Source organism: Pseudomonas sp. LBUM1663, assembly GCF_059695905.1.
The window spans coordinates 319107-337297 of sequence record NZ_CP166792.1; the positions used below are offsets into that span (position 1 = coordinate 319107).

Consider the following 18191-nt stretch of genomic DNA (forward strand, 5'->3'; position numbering starts at 1 on the left):
AATGACCACGAGCATCACGGCGGACGGCCTTACAGCCAGTCAGCCCGGGTTCCTGTCCAAGGAACGCATCATCGCCAAGCCCGGTTTCAACCGTTGGCTGGTACCACCGGCCGCGCTGGCCATCCACCTGTGCATCGGCATGGCCTATGGCTTTTCGGTGTTCTGGTTGCCACTGTCCAAGGCCCTGGGCGTGACCAAACCAGTAGCCTGCGCGCCGGACATGAGCTTCATCTCGCAAGTTTTCTCGTCGCAATGCGACTGGCCGATCTCGATGCTCGGCTGGATCTACACCCTGTTCTTCATCTTCCTCGGCTGCTCGGCAGCGATCTGGGGCGGCTGGCTGGAACACGCCGGGCCTCGCAAGGCTGGCGTTGTATCGGCGCTGTGCTGGTGTGGCGGTCTGCTGATCTCGGCGCTGGGGATTTACACCCACCAGATCTGGCTGATGTGGATCGGCTCCGGGGTCATTGGCGGTATCGGCCTGGGGTTGGGTTACATCTCGCCGGTGTCGACCTTGATCAAGTGGTTCCCGGACAAGCGCGGCATGGCGACCGGCATGGCGATCATGGGCTTTGGTGGTGGCGCGATGGTCGGTGCTCCGCTGGCCGCAGCCCTGATGGGCCACTTCGCTTCGGCAGACAGCGTCGGTGTGTGGCAGAGCTTCCTGGTGATGGCCGCGATCTACTTCGTGTTCATGATCGGTGGCGCACTGTCCTACCGCGTGCCGCCAACCGGCTGGAAACCTGAAGGCTGGACCGCTCCGGCGAAGAAAGCTTCGAACGCGATGATCACTCACCGTCACGTTCACGTGAATGTGGCGTGGAAAACCCCGCAATTCCGTCTGGTGTGGCTGGTGCTGTGCCTGAACGTGTCGGCGGGTATCGGCATCCTGGGTATGGCTTCGCCGCTGTTGCAGGAAGTGTTCGGCGGTAAATTGATCGGTGTTGACCTGCCATTCGGTCAGCTGGACGCCGGGCAACTGGCTTCTATCGCGGCGATTGCGGCCGGTTTCACCGGTTTGCTGAGCCTGTTCAACATTGGTGGTCGGTTCTTCTGGGCTTCGTTCTCGGATTACCTGGGCCGTAAAAACACCTATTTCGTGTTCTTCGCCCTGGGCTTTGCCCTGTACGCGTTGATCCCGAACCTCGGTCACCTGGGCAACGTTGCGCTGTTCGTGGCGGCGTTCTGCATCATCCTGTCGATGTACGGCGGTGGTTTTGCGACCGTGCCGGCTTACCTCGCGGACCTGTTCGGTACGCAAATGGTCGGCGCGATCCATGGTCGTCTGCTGACGGCGTGGGCGGCGGCGGGCGTGTTGGGTCCGGTGTTGGTGAACTACATTCGTGAGTATCAGTTGAGCATCGGCGTTGAACGCGCCGCGGCTTACGACATCACCTTGTACATCCTCGCGGGCCTGCTGGTGCTGGGTTTCCTGTGCAACCTGATGGTTCGCCCGGTGGCCGACAAGTACTTCATGACCGACGCCGAACTGGCTGCCGAACAGGCGCTGGGCCACGACAAGGGTGCTGATGCCAGCACCGTGCTGGAGTGGAAAGCGGCGCCGGGCACCAAGCCGTTGGCGGTTGCTGCCTGGCTGGTGGTGGGTATTCCGTTGGCGTGGGGTGTTTGGGTGACCTTGCAGAAGACGGCGGTGTTGTTCCACTAAGGTGCAGGCATAGCTGATCTGAAGCCTTCAGATCAGCCAGTGACAACACCAAACCCTGTGGGAGCGGGCTTGCTCGCGAAGGCGTCAGGTCAAACAACATTGATGTTGTGTGTGCCGGCCTCTTCGCGGGCAAGCCCGCTCCCACATGGGCTCCACAAGACTTCAGATTTTCATTTTTCCGGCTTGTATGGACATGTCTATCCCCGACAACACTGGGTTCTGTCCGTCAGTCATATCACCTCCCGTGTTTCTGTTTCGCGCCCGCGCCCCTATAATGGCTGCCTTTTTCGCCCAATGATTTTGCGGAGCTGGTGATGGCCGAACGTAAGGCGTCAGTCGAGCGCGACACTCTGGAAACCCAGATCAAAGCCTCGATCAACCTGGATGGCACCGGAAAGGCCCGATTTGATATCGGTGTCCCTTTTCTTGAGCACATGCTGGACCAGATCGCCCGTCACGGGCTGATCGACCTGGATATTGTCAGCAAAGGCGACCTGCATATCGACGACCACCACACCGTGGAAGACGTCGGTATCACCCTGGGTCAGGCCTTTGCCAAAGCCATCGGCGACAAAAAAGGCATCCGTCGCTACGGCCACGCCTATGTCCCACTCGATGAAGCGCTGTCGCGCGTGGTGATCGACTTCTCCGGCCGTCCTGGCCTGCAGATGCATGTTCCCTACACCCGCGCCACCGTTGGCGGCTTTGACGTTGACCTGTTCCAGGAATTCTTCCAGGGCTTCGTCAACCATGCGCTGGTCAGCCTGCACATCGACAACCTGCGTGGCACCAACACCCACCACCAGATCGAAACCGTGTTCAAGGCTTTCGGCCGCGCCCTGCGCATGGCCGTAGAGCTCGATGACCGCATGGCCGGTCAGATGCCGTCGACCAAAGGCGTTCTGTAATGCAGACGGTCGCGGTTATCGATTACGGCATGGGCAACCTGCACTCGGTGGCCAAGGCCCTCGAGCACGTCGGTGCCGGCAAGGTCTTGATCACCAGCGATGCCGATGTGATTCGCGAAGCCGACCGGGTGGTTTTTCCCGGCGTCGGTGCGATTCGCGACTGCATGGCGGAGATCCGTTGCCTGGGCTTCGATTCGCTGGTGCGCGAAGTCAGCCAGGACCGACCGTTCCTCGGCATCTGCGTCGGCATGCAAGCCTTGCTCGACAGCAGTGAAGAGAACGACGGCGTTGACTGCATCGGCCTGTTTCCGGGGGCGGTGAAGTTCTTCGGCAAGGACCTGCACGAAGACGGCGAACACCTGAAAGTCCCGCACATGGGCTGGAACGAAGTGAAGCAGACGGTGAGTCACCCGCTGTGGCACAACATTCCGGACCTGGCGCGTTTCTACTTCGTGCACAGCTACTACATCGCCGCCGGCAACGCGCGGCAGGTGGTCGGTGGCGGTCACTACGGTGTCGATTTCGCGGCGGCGCTGGCCGATGGCTCGCGTTTCGCCGTGCAGTTCCACCCGGAGAAGAGCCATACCCATGGCCTGCAATTGCTGCAGAACTTCGCTGCGTGGGATGGTCGCTGGTAAATGGCTGCCAAGAAAAAGCCGCCGATCCTGACCCTCACTCCCGAACAGGAGAACGAGGCCAATCACAAGATCAAACGCTTCATGGAAGATCGCTTCGAACTGGACCTGGGTTCGTTCGAAGCGGCTGAAATCCTTGAGCTGTTTACCCGCGAAATTGCGCCGCACTATTACAACAGGGCGATTTTCGATGTGCAGACGCACCTCAAAGAGAGGTTCGAAAGCATCGAAAGCGACTTGTGGGCGCTCGAGAAAAACTGATTTCCGAGCGAAGCTGAACACTCGAATTTGAAGGTTTGCCAGATGCTGATTATTCCCGCTATCGATCTTAAAGACGGTGCCTGTGTTCGTCTGCGCCAGGGCCGCATGGAAGATTCCACGGTGTTCTCCGATGACCCGGTGAGCATGGCTGCCAAGTGGGTGGAGGGCGGTTGCCGTCGTCTGCATCTGGTCGACCTGAACGGCGCCTTCGAAGGCCAGCCGGTCAACGGCGAAGTGGTCACCGCCATCGCCAAGCGCTACCCGAACCTGCCGATCCAGATCGGCGGCGGTATCCGTTCCCTGGAAACCATCGAGCACTACGTCAAAGCGGGCGTGAGCTACGTGATCATCGGCACCAAAGCCGTGAAAGATCCGGCTTTCGTCGCCGAAGCCTGCCGCGCGTTCCCGGGCAAAGTGATCGTCGGTCTGGATGCCAAAGACGGTTTTGTCGCCACTGACGGCTGGGCTGAAATCAGCACCATTCAGGTGATCGACCTGGCCAAGCAATTCGAAGCTGATGGCGTGTCCGCGATCGTTTATACCGACATCGCCAAAGACGGCATGATGCAGGGCTGCAACGTACCGTTCACCGCTGCGCTGGCCGCCGCGACGAAGATTCCGGTCATCGCTTCGGGCGGTATCCACAATATGGGTGATATCAAGTCGCTGCTCGACGCCAAGGCGCCGGGCATCATCGGCGCGATCACCGGCCGGGCGATCTACGAAGGCACCCTCGACGTCGCTGAAGCGCAAGCTTTCTGCGATTCGTACAAAGGCTGAGGACTGACCATGGCGCTGGCCAAACGCATCATCCCTTGCCTGGACGTGGACAACGGCCGGGTGGTCAAGGGCGTCAAGTTCGAGAACATCCGTGATGCCGGCGACCCGGTGGAAATCGCCCGTCGCTACGACGAGCAGGGCGCCGACGAGATTACCTTTCTCGACATCACCGCCAGCGTCGATGGCCGCGACACCACGCTGCACACCGTCGAGCGCATGGCCAGCCAGGTGTTCATCCCGCTGACCGTGGGCGGTGGCGTGCGTACCGTGCAGGACATTCGCAACTTGCTGAATGCCGGTGCGGACAAGGTTTCGATCAACACTGCAGCCGTGTTCAACCCGGAATTCGTCGGCGAAGCGGCCCAGCATTTCGGCTCGCAGTGCATCGTCGTCGCTATCGACGCCAAGAAAGTCTCCGGTCCGGGCGAAACCCCGCGCTGGGAGATCTTCACCCACGGCGGTCGCAAACCGACCGGCCTCGACGCCGTTGAGTGGGCGAAGAAGATGGAAGGCCTGGGTGCCGGTGAAATTCTCCTGACCAGCATGGACCAGGACGGCATGAAAAACGGCTTCGACCTGGGCGTCACTCGCGCCATCAGCGATGCGCTGGGTATCCCGGTGATTGCCTCCGGCGGTGTCGGCAACCTGCAGCATTTGGCCGACGGCATCATCGAAGGTCACGCCAGCGCAGTATTGGCGGCGAGTATTTTCCACTTCGGCGAATACACCGTGCAGGAAGCCAAGGCCTACATGGCGCATCGCGGGATCGTCATGCGTTAAACAAATCCATGCAGGCCAGTGGACAGCATGGCGGGCTCAAGGCACTCTTGGGCACGCCATGGATTTCGGTAGCCCGACATGATCAAACGCCTTCTTCTTGTCCTCGCCAGCGCTTCTCTGTTGCTCATCAATGGAGTCCACGCTGAAGAAAGTCCCGACACCGACCTGGTGTTGCTCACGGAAAACTTCCCTCCATACAACATGGCGAAGAACGGCAAGAACTTCGCTCAGGACGAGAACATCAATGGCATCGCCGTGGACATCGTCCGTGAGATGTTCAAGCGTGCCGACGTCACCTACAGCCTGACACTGCGCTTCCCTTGGGAGCGAATCTACAAACTCGCCCTCGAGAAACCCGGTTACGGCGTATTCGTGATGGCGCGCTTGCCGGATCGCGAGAAGCTGTTCAAGTGGGTCGGTCCGATTGGTCCGGATGACTGGATCATGCTGGCCAAGGCTGACAGCAAGATCAGCCTGGAGACTCTGGATCAGGCGCGCAAATACAAGATCGGCGCGTACAAGGGCGATGCGATTGCCGAGACGCTGGCCAAACAAGGGTTGAAGCCCATTCTTGTGCTGCGCGATCAGGACAACGCAAAGAAGCTGGTGAATGGTCAGATTGATTTGTGGGCCACGGGCGATCCGGCCGGGCGCTATCTGGCGCGTCAGGAAGGCGTTAACGGCCTCAAAACGGTACTTCGGTTCAATAGCGCCGAGTTGTACCTGGCGTTGAACAAAGATGTGCCGGATGAAGTGGTGGCCAAGCTGCAAGCCGCGCTGGATCAGCTGCGCAAGGAAGGCGTGGTGGACGACATCATGGCGCGGTATCTCTAGCCGGCCACCATTCCCGAGCTACCACCGCTCCCTGTAGGAGCCGGCTTGCTGGCGAAGCGGCCTCAAATCTTGCATCGATCTCACTGCCGCCATCGCCAGCAAGCCGGCTCCTACAGGGGTTAGGTGGTGTCGCTGATTACCGGTACACGCCATCCTTACCGTGAGCAGCCGTTGCGCGATTGCTGCGCACGCTGATCATCTGCTTGATATCAATCCAGTCAATGCCCTGAGCCTTGAGCTTCGGCAACTCCCTCTCAAGCACCGCCAACGTCTGCGGATACGGATGCCCGATCATCACCGCCGAGCCCTGTTTGCGCGCTAGGCTGATCGCGGTCTGAAGTTGCGTGAAGATCGCCGCCTCAGTGCGCTCATCATCCAGAAACACATCCCGCGAAACGCTCGCCAAGCCAATCTTCTGCGCCTCGGCGGCCGCGACGGTTTGCGCGCTGGTGCGGCTGTCGACGAAGAGCTTGTGCCGGCGCTGCAAGTCCGCCATCAACCAGGCCATGGCCGGTTGCTGAGCGGTCATGCGGCTGCCCATATGGTTGTTGATACCGGCGGTATAAGGCACGACCTTGAATGCCGCGCTCAGGCGTTTCTCAAGTTCATCGATGGGCAAGTCGGGATGCCAGGCGAACGGGCCGGTGGCCGGGTCCATGGGCATGTGCAGGATGACGATCTTGCCGGCGCGATGGGCTTCGCGGGCGAATTCGGTGGCGTGGGGCGTGTCGGGCATGATCGCCGCGGTCACCGGGCCGGGCAGGGCCAGCACGCGACGATCCCGGGGCAGGTTCTGCCCCAGGTCATCGATGATCAGCGTGAGATAGGCCTTCTGAGGCGCTGGCGTGGCGGGCGTCGCGTGAGCAAAACCCGCCAGACCGCACAGCAGGCCGATCAAGAACCGCAGGCGCACCTCAGCGACCGGAGGTGATGCTCAGCCCTTTGAGCAGGCTCAGCGCCTGGGCCAATTGGTAATCGTCATCCTGTGGCATTGCCTTGGCTTTGCCGCTGGAACCGGTCGGTTTGTCGGCGCCGCCATTGCCATTGCCCAAGTGACCCTGCAGGTCGGCTTCCTTGAAGTATTCGCCGTCCTGCTCGTTGGTGATCTTGGCCTTGCGCACTTCGATGTCCGGGACGATGCCCTGGGCCTGGATCGAGCGGCCGTTCGGCGTGTAGTACAGCGCCGTGGTGATCTTCAGTGCGCGATCGTTGTTCAGTGGCAGCACGGTTTGTACCGAGCCTTTGCCGAAACTGGTGGTGCCCATGACCACTGCGCGTTTCTGATCCTGCAAGGCGCCGGCGACAATTTCCGAAGCCGAGGCGCTGCCGCCGTTGATCAGCACAACCATTGGCACGGCTTCGCTTTCGTCTTTGCCGGTGGCAGAGAAGCGCAGCTCGGAGTTGGCGATGCGGCCCTTGGTGTAAACGATCAGGCCCTTGGTGATGAAGTGGTCGACCACTTCCACCGCCGATTGCAACACGCCGCCCGGGTTGTTGCGCAGGTCGAGAATGATGCCGTTGAGCTTCTTGCCATTGTCCTTGCGCAACTTGGCCAGGGCCTTGGAGACTTCTTCGCCGGTCTTGACCTGGAACTGGGTGATGCGGATGTAGCCGTAGCCCGACTCCAGCAACTGCGCCTTGACGCTCTTCACTTGAATGATCGCGCGCGCCAGGGTCACGTCGAACGGTGTACCGCCGTCGCGCACCAGGGTCAGGGTGATTTTCTGGCCGATCTTGCCGCGCATCTTGTCCACGGCTTCGGTCATGCTCTGGCCGCGAGTCGGCTGGCCGTTGATCTTGACGATGAAGTCGCCAGCCTGAATGCCAGCCTTGGAGGCCGGGGTGTCATCGATGGGCGACACCACTTTGATGAATCCGTCTTCGGCGCCGACTTCGATGCCCAGGCCGCCGAATTCGCCGCTGGTGCTTTCCTGCAATTCAGCGAAGTCTTCCGGGCCCAGGTAGGCGGAGTGCGGATCGAGGTTGCTGAGCATGCCTTTGATGGCGTTTTCCAGCAGGGTCTTGTCGTCCACCGGCTCGACATAGGCTGCCTTGATCCGATCCATGACCTCGGCAAAGGTGCGCAACTCTTCCAGAGGCAACGGCGCCTTGGTGGTCGCAGCAGTGCCCGCAGGCGCGACCGCCGGGGCCGGTTGAGCGGCAAACGCCAGAGGCGCGCCGATCACCAGGGCGATCGTCAGGGCCAGCGAGGTAAGGCGGGACAAATGCAGCATGTCGAACGAACTCCTAATGTAGGTGACTCAACGCCTATCCTTGCGCGCGGCACCATTGCGCCGGATCACTCGGGTGACCCTGCTGACGAATAGCGAAATACAGCGCTGGTGTGTCCTGCCCGCCACTGTTGCCAACAGTGGAGATGGACTCACCGGCTTTTACTACGTCACCCGCAGACTTGAGCAGCGTCTGGTTGTGACCGTAAAGACTCAAAAAACCGTTGCCGTGGTCGAGAATCACCAGCAGCCCGGCGCCACGCAACCAGTCGGCGAACACCACGCGACCGCCATGCACGGCGTGCACCTGGCTGCCGGCGGAGGCGCTGATCATCACGCCGTCCCACTTGGTACGGGCGTCGTCGCCACGGGATTCACCAAAGCGTGCCAGCAGTCGACCATCAACCGGCCACGGAAGTTTGCCGCGAGTTGAAGCAAAAGCGCCGCCGAAGGTTTCGCCTGAACTTGAAACCAGTGCGCCAGGTGTTGATTTAACCGGTTTACGTGGGGCGTCAGTGGCATCCGCCTGTTCCTGAGCCTCACGTAAACGCTTTTTTTCGGCTTCCTGCTGGGCGATGAGCGCTTTTTGTCGCGCCTCTTCAGCCTCTCGTGCCTGGCGGGCCAGGGTTTCTTCGATGGTTTTAAGGACTTTAGACAGGTCTGCCTGATCCTGCTCGCGGGCGGCCAGCTTCTGGTCGCGAGCCTTCACGTCGTCGCTCAACTTGGCCAGGACCTGCTGGCGCTCCTTGCGAACCTTGTCGAGTTCGTCGCGCTGGCTGTCGAGGCTGCTCTTCTGCACCAGCAATTGTGCCTGTTGCAGGGCGATGTCTTTTTCGACGTTGGCCAGTTGGCGCAGGGTTTCGTTGAAATTCTTCAGCTGCTCCAGACGGGCCTGGCTCAGGTAGTCGTAATAGGTGAGGGTGCGGGCGAATTTTTCCGGATTCTGCTGGTTCAGCAACAGCTTCAAGTACTCCTGGCGGCCGTTCTGATAGGCCGCACGGGCCTGAATGGCGATCAGTCGTTGCTGTTCAGTGCGCGCGCTGTGGAGTTTTTTTTTCTCACCATCGAGTCGCTGCAGCTCGGATTCGCTTTTCTTCAGCTCTTTTTGCAGGGCTTCGACCTGCTTCTCGAGCTTGCCCATCTCGGTCTCGGTGCCTTTGAGGTCTTTCTGCACACCGGATTTTTCTTCCTGCAGCTTGCCCAGCAGTTTTTTCAGCTCGGCAATGTCCTGACGCGTGGCGTCCAACTGTTGTTGGGTTTGCGCGCGCTCGTCAGCGAAGGCCGGTTGGAGCAGGCAAGTCAGAGCAAGGGCAATCAGGACGCGAAGCATAGAGGCGGGCGACACCAGGGAAAGGGACGGCCTAGTATGCCCGCCAAGCGCCGCAAAAAAAACGCCCAATTGGGGTTGTGTGATAACCGGAGCAGTGTTGCCTCTGAAAACACTCCAAAACCACTGTGGGTGCTAGCCTTTGTGGCGAGGGGGCTTGCCCCCGTTGGGTCGCGAAGCGGCCCCAAAATCTGCAATCGCAGCGTATTAGGTACACCGCATGCGATGGTTTACGACTGCTCCGCAGCCGAACGGGGGCAAGCCCCCTCGCCACAAAGGCTCGCTCCCACAGGGTTTGGCGGCGTTTGAAGAGGCTGATTACACCAGAATCGAAGTGCCGGTCATTTCAGACGGTTTTTCCATCCCCAGCAGCATCAGCATCGTCGGCGCCACATCCGCCAGCACACCGCCATCACGGACCTTGAAGTCCCGCTTGCCGACATAGATGAACGGCACCGGCTCGGTCGTGTGAGCGGTGTGCGCCTGACCGGTCGAGGCATCGGACATTTGCTCGACATTACCGTGGTCGGCGGTAATCAGCGCTTCGCCGCTGACCTTTTCCAGCGCTTCGACGATGCGGCCAACGCACAGGTCCAGGCATTCAACGGCTTTCACCGCCGCATCAAACACGCCGCTGTGGCCGACCATATCGCCGTTGGCGTAGTTGACCACGATCACGTCGTAACGCTGGTTTTCGATGGCGTCGACGATGCGGTCGGTGACTTCCGGCGCGCTCATCTCGGGCTGCAAGTCATAGGTGGCGACTTTCGGCGACGGGATCAGGATGCGTTCTTCGCCTGGGAACGGTTCTTCGCGACCGCCGGAGAAAAAGAAGGTCACGTGGGCGTATTTCTCGGTTTCGGCGATGCGCAGCTGGGTCTTGCCGTTTTTCGCCAGGTAATCGCCCAGCACGTTATCCAGGCTGCCGGCGGCAAAGGCCGATGGCGCGGGAATGCTGGCGGCGTATTGGGTCAGCATCACGAAACCGGCCAGTTTCGGCTGGCGCGCACGTTCGAATTCCTTGAAACCGTCTTCGACGAACACGCGGGTCAGTTCACGGGCGCGGTCGGCGCGGAAGTTCATGAAGACCACGGCGTCGCCGTCTTCGACTTTCACCGGCTCGCCTATGGAAGTGGCTTTGACGAATTCGTCGCTCTCGCCACGCTCATAGGCAGCTTGCAGCCCTTCCTGTGCGGTGGCGGCGTTGAATTCGCCGTTGCCGTCGACAATCAGGTTGTAGGCCTGGGACACGCGGTCCCAACGGTTGTCGCGGTCCATGGCGAAGTAACGGCCGACGATGCTGGCGATCCGGCCTTTGCCCAACGCCTGGAAGGTCGCGTCGAGCAGTTCGATGGACGACTGGGCGCTTTTCGGCGGTGTATCGCGGCCGTCTAGGAAGGCGTGCAAGTAGATTTTTTCGGCGCCGCGCTTGAAGGCCAGTTCGGCCATGGCGACCAGGTGATCCTGGTGGCTGTGAACGCCGCCATCGGACAGCAGGCCCATGAAATGCACGGCTTTGCCGGCAGCAACCGCTTTATCCACCGCGGCGCAGATGGTCGGGTTCTCGAAAAACTCGCCGTCACGGATCGATTTGGTCACGCGAGTAAAGTCTTGATACACCACGCGACCGGCGCCCAGGTTCATGTGGCCGACTTCGGAGTTGCCCATCTGGCCGTCCGGCAGACCGACGTCCATGCCGCTGCCCGAGATCAGGCCGTTCGGCACAGTGGCCCACAAGCGGTCCAGTACGGGCTTCTTCGCCGCAAACACGGCGTTGGATTCAGGGCTCTCACTGTGACCGAAGCCGTCGAGAATAATCAGGACCAAAGGTTTAGGCGTGGTAGTCATGGATTCCACTCGTGGCTGAATTAAAAGAGGGCGATGGAAAAGGGAGTGGCAGTTTAAAGCGAAGTTCCGGCCACGTCACCGCCGGACGGGGTTTGGCCCACCATAGTGGCTGTGTATACTGGCCGACATTTTAACGCCCTGGAACCTCCTTCGATGGTTGCTCACCTGATTGAATTTGCCACTAACCACTATCTGCTCGTCGGTATCTTCGTCGTACTGCTGGCGTTGCTGATCGCTTATCAGATGCAAGGCGGCGGCCGCAGCCTGAGCACCGGTGAACTGACCGGGCTGGTCAACAAGGACGCAGGCGTTGTGATCGACATCCGTCCGGTCAAGGATTTCGCCGCCGGTCACATTGTTGGCGCGTTGAATATTCCCCACGACAAACTGACTGCTCGCATTGCCGAACTGGAAAAGCACAAGGCCAAGACCATCATTCTGGTCGATGCCATGGGCCAGACCGCCGGCACCCATGCCCGCGAACTGATGAAATCCGGCTTCACCGCCGCCAAGCTGTCCGGCGGTATTTCCAGCTGGAAAGGCGATAACCTGCCGCTGGTGAAGTGATATGAGCAACGTCGTCGTCTATTCCAGCGATTACTGCCCTTACTGTTCGCGAGCCAAGTACCTGCTCGAGAACAAAGGCGTGGCCTTCGAAGAGATCAAGGTCGATGGCAAGCCGCAGGTGCGTGCCGCCATGGCCCAGAAGGCCGGACGCACGTCCGTGCCGCAGATCTGGATCGGCGAGCGCCACATTGGTGGCTGTGATGATTTGTTTGCCCTTGAGCGCGCCGGCAAGCTCGACGCCATGCTCAAGGCCTGAATGCCTTCCCTATAAGACCCCAAGATCAGAAAGGATCTGAGATGACTGACCAACAGAACACTGCAGCTAGCGAAGAAGACACCGCACCGCAATTCTCCTTGCAGCGCATCTATGTACGTGACTTGTCGTTCGAAGCCCCGAAAAGCCCGGCGATCTTCCGCCAGCAGTGGGAGCCAAGCGTCGGTCTGGATCTGAACACTCGTCAAAAGGCGCTGGAAGGTGACTTCCACGAAGTCGTGCTGACCTTGTCCGTGACCGTGAAAAACGGTGACGAAGTGGCGTTCATCGCTGAAGTGCAACAGGCCGGGATCTTCCTGATCAAGAACCTGGACGATGCTTCGATGAGCCACACCCTCGGCGCGTTCTGCCCGAACATCCTGTTCCCTTACGCTCGCGAAACCCTGGACAGCCTGGTGACCCGCGGCTCGTTCCCGGCCCTGATGCTGGCTCCGGTGAACTTCGACGCGCTGTACGCACAAGAACTGCAACGCATGCAGGCGGCTGGCGAGACTCCAACCGTTCAATAAGCTGCGCTGCTGAAAATCGCGGGCAAGCCCGCTCCCACAGGATTGTGCAAAACCTGTGGGAGCGGGCTTGCCCGCGATTGTTTCTGTCAGGCAAAAATGATGGTCGGTTTATTACTTGAAGCCGAGCTGGCGCCAGCCTTCGTAGACGGCGACCGCCACGGTGTTCGACAGGTTCAGGCTGCGGCAGCCTTCACGCATCGGCAAGCGCAGGCGTTGTTCGCCGGGCAGGGCATCGAGCACTTCCGCCGGCAAACCGCGGCTTTCCGGGCCGAACAGGAACGCGTCGCCCTCGGCGAAACTGGCATCGTGGAACGGACGCGAGCCCTTGGTGGTGAACGCGAACAGCCGAGGATGGCCGAGGCTTTCCAGGCAGCTGGCGAGGTCCGCGTGGCGTTGCAGGGTGGCATACTCGTGGTAGTCGAGGCCGGCCCGGCGCAGGCGCTTGTCGTCCATCTCGAAGCCCAGCGGTTCGATCAAATGCAGGTGGCAGCCACTGTTGGCGCACAGCCTGATAACGTTGCCGGTATTCGGCGGAATTTCTGGTTGAAAGAGGATGACGTGAAACATGCACGGCTCCGAAGGTAAAGATGAGCGGCATTCTACGCCGCCCATCGATCCACGTTCGAAACTATTACCGCGGGTGATGGGTTCGCTGGCGATTGTCGGACTGATGGTGGGGCTGATGATCGGTCGCCTGACCACGCCTGACCCCAGCGAATTGCAACAGGTCGAGGTGACGGACGATGGGCTGGTGGTGTGGTTCAACAACGAACCCAAATCCCATGGCGAATTCGTGGACGGCAGCCTCGCGCTGCTGTTCGAGTCGCAAGGCAAGGCGCAGAAAGGTCAGCTCAAGCTCAACGACAAGGTCGTGAACTGGCGGACGCGCTTGAGTGATGGGGGGTTGTTGCTGACGGTAGTGGCGGCCCGGCCACTGCAGGGCGAGTGGACCGGTAGCGAGGTCGATGACCGCTGGCGGCTGGAGATCCATCTCCGGGAGCAATAAAAGAGGGAATCCCCGGCCTGCCTGTACCAAGGTTCCCAAAACGGCAGGGCTCGCGCATGGCGTCGAGCCCGGTGTAAAGAAGGAACCCCTGACCTGCCTGTATCAAGGGCCCCAAAACTGGAAGGGCTCGTCGCGAGTGCGGTGTGAGCCCGATGTAAAGAGGGGAATCCCCGGCCTGCCTGTACCAAGGTCCCCGAAACCGGGTAGTGAACTGAATCACTGAATGGACTATTGCAGGGGGCGTGCCAGGTTTTAACAAGTTGAAACGGAAAGCTGCCTTGGAATGCTGAAAGCCCCGTGTTACGGGGCTTTCGTGTTTTTTCGATAGGGGTTCGATTGCGAAAACTGGCGGGGTTCTGAATTTGTTTTTGTGCGCGATTGCGGTTCACGGTGCATTCAGTCGGTGCACGTTGGCCCCAAAAGCTTCGCGGGCAAGCCTCGCTCCTACAGGGTTTGCGCCATTTCAAGATTAGCGCGTGACCTGTAGGAGCGAGGCTTGCCCGCGAATAGATGTAACTGTCAGCGAAGATCCAAAGGCCGCTTAGCCCTCTTCCACCTCATCATCATCCCCGCCATCAACCTTCATCCCCAATTCCTTGATCTTGCGCGTCAGGGTATTACGTCCCCAACCCAGCAAGACCGCAGCGTCGCGACGTCGCCCGGCGGTGTGTTTCAGAGCGGTTTCGATCATGATTCGCTCGAACGCCGGGACGGCGCTGTCGAGCAAACTCGATTGACCGCGAGCCAACGCCTGGTCCGCCCACTGACGCAACGCTTGCTCCCAATTGGTCACTGGCGCCGAATCCTGCGGCAGGCTCAGCAGCTCCGGCGGCAGGTCGCTGATGTGCACTTCGCGACCCGAAGCCATCACCGTGATCCAGCGGCAGGTGTTCTCCAGCTGACGCACGTTGCCGCCCCACGGCAGGTTCTTCAGGTATTCCTCGGTTTCGCTTTTCAGCAGCTTCGGTTCCACCGCCAGTTCTTGCGCGGCGCGGCTGAGGAAGTGCTTGGCCAGGGTCGGGATGTCTTCGCGACGGTCCGACAGCCGTGGAATGTGGATGCGGATCACGTTGAGGCGGTGGAACAAGTCCTCACGGAATTTCCCGGCGTGCACCAGGGTTTCCAGGTTCTGGTGCGTCGCAGCGATGATGCGCACATCAACCTTCACCGGCGTATGACCGCCGACGCGATAGAACTCGCCGTCGGCCAGTACGCGCAGCAAACGGGTCTGGGTGTCCGCCGGCATGTCGCCGATTTCATCGAGGAACAGCGTGCCGCCGTCCGCCTGCTCAAAGCGCCCGCGACGCAGGTTGGCCGCGCCGGTGAACGCGCCTTTCTCATGGCCGAACAGTTCGGATTCCATCAGGTCCTTGGGGATCGCCGCCATGTTCAGCGCGATGAACGGCGACGCTGCCCGTGGACTGTGGCGGTGCAGGGCGTGGGCCACCAATTCTTTACCGGTACCGGATTCGCCGTTGATCAGCACGGTGATGTTGGAGTGGCTCAAGCGCCCGATGGCGCGAAACACTTCCTGCATCGCCGGCGCTTCGCCGATGATTTCCGGGGTGCGGGTCAAGGCGACCGGGACTTCCAAGCCTTGTTGTTCCTGGGCGTGTTGGTTCGCACGTTTGACCAGTGAAACGGCTTCGTCGACGTCGAACGGTTTTGGCAGGTATTCAAACGCGCCGCCCTGATAGGACGCGACAGCGCTGTCCAGATCGGAGTGCGCAGTCATGATGATCACTGGCAACCGTGGGTGTTGTTCGCGAATCCGCGCCAGAAGGTCCAGGCCGCTGGCACCCGGCATGCGGATGTCGGAGATGATCACGTCCGGCTGCTGGCGCGCCAGGCGGCTCATCACGCCATCGGCGCTGTCGAAGCTTTGCGTGGTCATGCCTTCCTGCTGCAAGGCTTTTTCCAGGACCCAACGGATAGAACGGTCGTCATCGACGATCCACACGGTTTCACTACGGCTCATGTCGATGTGGCTCCTTGTTCCAGGGGCAGGAAGATCGAGAAAGTGGTGTGGCCTGGGTGGCTGTCACATTCGATCAGGCCCTGGTGCTGGCTGATGATGTTCTGGGTAATGGCCAAGCCGAGCCCGGTACCGTCCGGGCGACCGCTGACCATGGGAAAGAAGATGGTTTCTTGCAAATCCGTGGGGATGCCCGGGCCGTTGTCGATAATTTCGATCTTGGTCACCAGGCGATGGCGCACGTGGCCAATGGTGAACTGGCGCATGGCGCGGGTGCGCAGGCTGATGCGACCCAGGCGCAGCTCGTTCTGGCTGCTGATGGCCTGCATCGCGTTGCGCACGATGTTCAGCACGGCTTGGATCATTTGTTCGCGGTCGATCAAGACGTCGGGAATGCTCGGATCGTAGTCGCGCACCAAAGTGATGCAGCCCTGACTTTCGGCCTCGACCAAATGACAGACACGCTCCAGCACTTCGTGGACGTTGCACATGGCCAGCGACGGCAATTTGTTGGAGCCGAGCATACGGTCCACGAGGTTTCGCAGGCGGTCGGCTTCTTCAATGATGACATTGGTGTAATCGCGCAGGCTTTCTTCCGGCAGTTCGCGGGCGAGCAGTTGAGCTGCGCCGCGAATACCGCCCAGCGGATTCTTGATTTCGTGAGCGAGGCCGCGCACCAGCATTTTGCTGGTTTCCTGCTTCGACAGCTGCGCCTCTTCCTTGGTGATCCGCAGCAAGCGGTCACGGGGGTGGACTTCCAGCAGCAACATCGTGGCGCCGTTGGCCAGGATCGGTGTCACCGCGTAGTCGACGGTCAGCGTCTGGCCGGTGAGGGCGGTGAGCATCGCTTCGCGCTTGGTGAATGGGTGCGCCTGCTCGACCGCCTGGCGCAAGGAATTCAGCGCTTCGGTGGATTCGGTGAACAACTCGCTGATGAACTGCCCATGGCTGCGCTGACCGCTGATGGCCAGGAGCATCTCCGCCGCCGGGTTCATGTACTCAAGGCGCAATTCGGCGTCGAGCAAAATGGTAGCGGTGGTCAGATTGTCGAGAAGCAGACGATGGAGTGCATCACTGATGGTCATGTAGGACCTCTTTTGGAGCAGGGCATGCGCGTGAATAACGCGCCGATACGAGGAAAATGCAAAAACCAAACCAAGGCTCCGAAAAGAAGCGTTTAAAGCCTGAAACGGGCGTTTGACGCTCGTTTGCGTGGCGTTCTGCCAGCTTTCGCGGGTACTTTCGAACCAAAATGGGTTGAGATGTGGGTACGGTGCACCCTATTGCACCAATATAGTGCGCAAAGCTGAACGGTGTTAGAAGAAACGCAGGAAGGGATTTTTTTCTTCTTCGGGTTTGTCTTTGAGCGGACATTCCGGCCGTTGGCCGTAGTCGGTGAGGGTGCAGGGCTTGACCTTGCGTTTCTGTGCGAGGGAGATGCGCAGCATCTGGAACGGTTGATTGGCCGTGCGTTCGACGGTGCGGCCTTGTTCGTCGAGGATTTCCACGGACAGGTTGTGGCTGCCGCGGTCGATGTTGCTCAGGGCAAACACCGGGCTGAGGCCGGGCTCGGCGGTGGGTTGGCCGTCGAGCAGCAATCGGTAGCGATGCCCTCGTTGCAGGCCGGGTTCATTGGTGACACTGACGATCAGCTCGCCAGCATTGCTACGGACCGTAGCGTCCGGTTCCGGGACCAGCACGCGAAGCATGTCGTAATGGAACAAGGGTTTGTCTTCGGTTTTTTGCGTAGCAATCAATGGCGCCGCACCGGTGGGGTTGGCGGACATGCGATTGCTCGTCGCCAGCGGCACACGCTTGGCGTTGCCTGAGCCTGGCTGGTCGGTGTAAACCCGGTTGCCTTGAGCGTCGACGTAGGTGAACACCTCTGCTGTGACCGGCAGCGCGATCAGGCAAGCGATCAACAGCCACGTCCTCATCGCTTGTGCACCCGTTGCACGGTAAATGTCACCGTCGGGCTTTGCTGGACGATGTTCTCGCCATCGATCACCTGCACCGCCAGGCTGTGTTCGCCACGGTCGATGTTCACCAGTTGCAGGATCGGCACGTTACTCGATTGCCCATAGGGTTGGCCATCAAGCAACAACCTGAGCAGATGCGGCGCTTGCAGGCGCGGTTTGATCATGACGCTGACCGTGAACGTCCCGTTGTTGGCGCGCAGGGCTTCGTCGGTGGGCAAACCGGTCAACTCCAGCACCTCATAGGCGCTGCGCGGCTGCTCTCGGTTGCCGGCTTCGGCAGCGGGCGCAGGAGGCGCCTGGGGCGCAACGCTGTTGAGCGGTGGCAACTCGACCGGCTGCGCCTTGACGCCATCAGGCGGTTGATTGCTGTAGGCGGTGTTGCCGGAGGCGTCGGTGTACTTATAGATCTGCGCTGCGGCGGGCAGGGCGATCAGCAGCCACATCAAAAGAAAACCACGACCCATAAAATCGACCAGAAACGAAAGCGTTGGGGTGCAGCATAGGTCAGGGGTGGCGGTTGACCCAAGTCGTTAACATTTGGGCATGGTTTACCGAGATCTCACAAACGCAACAAAACCCCTGTGGGAGTGAGCCTGCTTGCGATAGCGGTG

20 protein-coding genes are annotated in these 18191 nt (G+C 60.3%); 11 read left to right on the top strand and 9 right to left on the bottom strand.

The window, feature by feature from the left end; all coding sequences use genetic code 11:
* Position 1: 1 nt before the first annotated feature.
* From ACA075_RS01510 to ACA075_RS01540, 7 genes are all read left to right on the top strand, one after another.
* The gene (locus tag ACA075_RS01510) at positions 2 to 1666 is read left to right on the top strand and encodes an OFA family MFS transporter (RefSeq protein WP_497297007.1); all 1665 of its coding nucleotides are present in this window, start codon (positions 2 to 4) and stop codon (positions 1664 to 1666) included.
* A gap of 314 nt (positions 1667 to 1980) precedes the next feature.
* Positions 1981 to 2574: an imidazoleglycerol-phosphate dehydratase HisB gene (gene hisB / locus ACA075_RS01515; protein WP_003218037.1), complete on the top strand. Its 594-nt coding sequence runs from the start codon at positions 1981 to 1983 to the stop codon at positions 2572 to 2574.
* The gene (hisH, locus tag ACA075_RS01520; protein WP_497297008.1) at positions 2574 to 3212 is read left to right on the top strand and encodes an imidazole glycerol phosphate synthase subunit HisH; all 639 of its coding nucleotides are present in this window, start codon (positions 2574 to 2576) and stop codon (positions 3210 to 3212) included. The genes hisB and hisH overlap by 1 nt, the downstream gene beginning before the upstream one ends.
* Entirely contained in the window at positions 3213 to 3470 is a 258-nt protein-coding gene (locus ACA075_RS01525; protein ID WP_046045558.1) for a DUF2164 domain-containing protein, read from the top strand.
* Between the two features lie 42 nt (positions 3471 to 3512).
* A complete protein-coding gene (hisA, locus tag ACA075_RS01530; RefSeq protein ID WP_497297009.1) occupies positions 3513 to 4250 on the top strand; it encodes a 1-(5-phosphoribosyl)-5-[(5-phosphoribosylamino)methylideneamino]imidazole-4-carboxamide isomerase in 738 nt (245 codons plus the stop codon).
* Between the two features lie 9 nt (positions 4251 to 4259).
* Positions 4260 to 5030: an imidazole glycerol phosphate synthase subunit HisF gene (gene hisF / locus ACA075_RS01535; RefSeq protein WP_007972752.1), complete on the top strand. Its 771-nt coding sequence runs from the start codon at positions 4260 to 4262 to the stop codon at positions 5028 to 5030.
* A 78-nt stretch (positions 5031 to 5108) separates the two neighbouring features.
* Entirely contained in the window at positions 5109 to 5864 is a 756-nt protein-coding gene (locus tag ACA075_RS01540) for a substrate-binding periplasmic protein (RefSeq protein WP_497297010.1), read from the top strand.
* Positions 5865 to 6000: 136 nt separating this feature from the next.
* Here ACA075_RS01540 and ACA075_RS01545 read toward each other — a convergent pair whose 3' ends face one another.
* The 4 genes from ACA075_RS01545 to gpmI form a co-directional block, all read right to left on the bottom strand.
* Positions 6001 to 6777, bottom strand: coding sequence for a divergent polysaccharide deacetylase family protein (locus ACA075_RS01545; protein ID WP_497297011.1), 777 nt, complete (start codon positions 6775 to 6777; stop codon positions 6001 to 6003).
* A gap of 1 nt (position 6778) precedes the next feature.
* Positions 6779 to 8098 (bottom strand): S41 family peptidase, encoded by a 1320-nt coding sequence (locus tag ACA075_RS01550; protein WP_497297012.1) that lies wholly within the window; start codon positions 8096 to 8098, stop codon positions 6779 to 6781.
* 34 nt (positions 8099 to 8132) lie between these two features.
* Complete coding sequence (locus ACA075_RS01555; RefSeq protein ID WP_497297013.1) at positions 8133 to 9425, bottom strand: murein hydrolase activator EnvC family protein; 1293 nt, start codon at positions 9423 to 9425, stop codon at positions 8133 to 8135.
* 315 nt (positions 9426 to 9740) lie between these two features.
* Positions 9741 to 11270 (bottom strand): 2,3-bisphosphoglycerate-independent phosphoglycerate mutase, encoded by a 1530-nt coding sequence (gene gpmI / locus ACA075_RS01560; protein WP_497297014.1) that lies wholly within the window; start codon positions 11268 to 11270, stop codon positions 9741 to 9743.
* A gap of 153 nt (positions 11271 to 11423) precedes the next feature.
* Here gpmI and ACA075_RS01565 point away from each other — a divergent pair, with 153 nt between their 5' ends.
* The 3 genes from ACA075_RS01565 to secB are packed head-to-tail and all read left to right on the top strand — an operon-like array spanning position 11424 to position 12620.
* Positions 11424 to 11837, top strand: coding sequence for a rhodanese-like domain-containing protein (locus tag ACA075_RS01565; RefSeq protein ID WP_219093311.1), 414 nt, complete (start codon positions 11424 to 11426; stop codon positions 11835 to 11837).
* Between the two features lies 1 nt (position 11838).
* Complete coding sequence (gene grxC / locus ACA075_RS01570) at positions 11839 to 12093, top strand: glutaredoxin 3 (RefSeq protein WP_010464569.1); 255 nt, start codon at positions 11839 to 11841, stop codon at positions 12091 to 12093.
* 41 nt (positions 12094 to 12134) lie between these two features.
* Positions 12135 to 12620: a protein-export chaperone SecB gene (gene secB / locus ACA075_RS01575; RefSeq protein WP_131061261.1), complete on the top strand. Its 486-nt coding sequence runs from the start codon at positions 12135 to 12137 to the stop codon at positions 12618 to 12620.
* A 111-nt stretch (positions 12621 to 12731) separates the two neighbouring features.
* Here secB and ACA075_RS01580 read toward each other — a convergent pair whose 3' ends face one another.
* Positions 12732 to 13187 (bottom strand): tRNA (cytidine(34)-2'-O)-methyltransferase, encoded by a 456-nt coding sequence (locus tag ACA075_RS01580; protein WP_007949025.1) that lies wholly within the window; start codon positions 13185 to 13187, stop codon positions 12732 to 12734.
* Between ACA075_RS01580 and ACA075_RS01585 the strand changes: the two genes are divergently transcribed.
* The gene (locus ACA075_RS01585; RefSeq protein ID WP_497297015.1) at positions 13186 to 13626 is read left to right on the top strand and encodes a hypothetical protein; all 441 of its coding nucleotides are present in this window, start codon (positions 13186 to 13188) and stop codon (positions 13624 to 13626) included. The genes ACA075_RS01580 and ACA075_RS01585 overlap by 2 nt on opposite strands.
* Before the next feature lie 541 nt (positions 13627 to 14167).
* On the opposite strand, the gene ntrC is transcribed toward ACA075_RS01585, so the two are convergent.
* The 4 genes from ntrC to ACA075_RS01605 all read right to left on the bottom strand — a co-directional run bounded on the left by ntrC (position 14168) and on the right by ACA075_RS01605 (position 18044).
* Positions 14168 to 15604, bottom strand: coding sequence for a nitrogen regulation protein NR(I) (gene ntrC, locus ACA075_RS01590; protein ID WP_497297016.1), 1437 nt, complete (start codon positions 15602 to 15604; stop codon positions 14168 to 14170).
* Complete coding sequence (glnL, locus tag ACA075_RS01595) at positions 15601 to 16686, bottom strand: nitrogen regulation protein NR(II) (RefSeq protein WP_497297017.1); 1086 nt, start codon at positions 16684 to 16686, stop codon at positions 15601 to 15603. The genes ntrC and glnL overlap by 4 nt, the downstream gene beginning before the upstream one ends.
* Before the next feature lie 231 nt (positions 16687 to 16917).
* Positions 16918 to 17538 (bottom strand): DUF4124 domain-containing protein, encoded by a 621-nt coding sequence (locus tag ACA075_RS01600; protein WP_497297018.1) that lies wholly within the window; start codon positions 17536 to 17538, stop codon positions 16918 to 16920.
* A complete protein-coding gene (locus ACA075_RS01605; protein ID WP_497297019.1) occupies positions 17535 to 18044 on the bottom strand; it encodes a DUF4124 domain-containing protein in 510 nt (169 codons plus the stop codon). The genes ACA075_RS01600 and ACA075_RS01605 overlap by 4 nt, the downstream gene beginning before the upstream one ends.
* Positions 18045 to 18191 lie beyond the last annotated feature (147 nt).

What these genes read in the sequence shown, in the direction of transcription:
- grxC (WP_010464569.1), top strand. Translation starts at nt 11,839, where the DNA reads ATGAGCAACGTCGTCGTCTATTCCAGCGATTACTGCCCTTACTGTTCG.
- ACA075_RS01600 (WP_497297018.1), bottom strand. Translation starts at nt 17,538, where the DNA reads ATGAGGACGTGGCTGTTGATCGCTTGCCTGATCGCGCTGCCGGTCACA.
- ACA075_RS01540 (WP_497297010.1), top strand. Translation starts at nt 5,109, where the DNA reads ATGATCAAACGCCTTCTTCTTGTCCTCGCCAGCGCTTCTCTGTTGCTC.
- gpmI (WP_497297014.1), bottom strand. Translation starts at nt 11,270, where the DNA reads ATGACTACCACGCCTAAACCTTTGGTCCTGATTATTCTCGACGGCTTC.
- hisH (WP_497297008.1), top strand. Translation starts at nt 2,574, where the DNA reads ATGCAGACGGTCGCGGTTATCGATTACGGCATGGGCAACCTGCACTCG.
- hisA (WP_497297009.1), top strand. Translation starts at nt 3,513, where the DNA reads ATGCTGATTATTCCCGCTATCGATCTTAAAGACGGTGCCTGTGTTCGT.
- hisF (WP_007972752.1), top strand. Translation starts at nt 4,260, where the DNA reads ATGGCGCTGGCCAAACGCATCATCCCTTGCCTGGACGTGGACAACGGC.
- ACA075_RS01550 (WP_497297012.1), bottom strand. Translation starts at nt 8,098, where the DNA reads ATGCTGCATTTGTCCCGCCTTACCTCGCTGGCCCTGACGATCGCCCTG.
- ACA075_RS01585 (WP_497297015.1), top strand. Translation starts at nt 13,186, where the DNA reads ATGCACGGCTCCGAAGGTAAAGATGAGCGGCATTCTACGCCGCCCATC.
- ntrC (WP_497297016.1), bottom strand. Translation starts at nt 15,604, where the DNA reads ATGAGCCGTAGTGAAACCGTGTGGATCGTCGATGACGACCGTTCTATC.
- ACA075_RS01565 (WP_219093311.1), top strand. Translation starts at nt 11,424, where the DNA reads ATGGTTGCTCACCTGATTGAATTTGCCACTAACCACTATCTGCTCGTC.
- glnL (WP_497297017.1), bottom strand. Translation starts at nt 16,686, where the DNA reads ATGACCATCAGTGATGCACTCCATCGTCTGCTTCTCGACAATCTGACC.
- ACA075_RS01525 (WP_046045558.1), top strand. Translation starts at nt 3,213, where the DNA reads ATGGCTGCCAAGAAAAAGCCGCCGATCCTGACCCTCACTCCCGAACAG.
- ACA075_RS01580 (WP_007949025.1), bottom strand. Translation starts at nt 13,187, where the DNA reads ATGTTTCACGTCATCCTCTTTCAACCAGAAATTCCGCCGAATACCGGC.
- ACA075_RS01605 (WP_497297019.1), bottom strand. Translation starts at nt 18,044, where the DNA reads ATGGGTCGTGGTTTTCTTTTGATGTGGCTGCTGATCGCCCTGCCCGCC.
- secB (WP_131061261.1), top strand. Translation starts at nt 12,135, where the DNA reads ATGACTGACCAACAGAACACTGCAGCTAGCGAAGAAGACACCGCACCG.
- ACA075_RS01510 (WP_497297007.1), top strand. Translation starts at nt 2, where the DNA reads ATGACCACGAGCATCACGGCGGACGGCCTTACAGCCAGTCAGCCCGGG.
- hisB (WP_003218037.1), top strand. Translation starts at nt 1,981, where the DNA reads ATGGCCGAACGTAAGGCGTCAGTCGAGCGCGACACTCTGGAAACCCAG.
- ACA075_RS01555 (WP_497297013.1), bottom strand. Translation starts at nt 9,425, where the DNA reads ATGCTTCGCGTCCTGATTGCCCTTGCTCTGACTTGCCTGCTCCAACCG.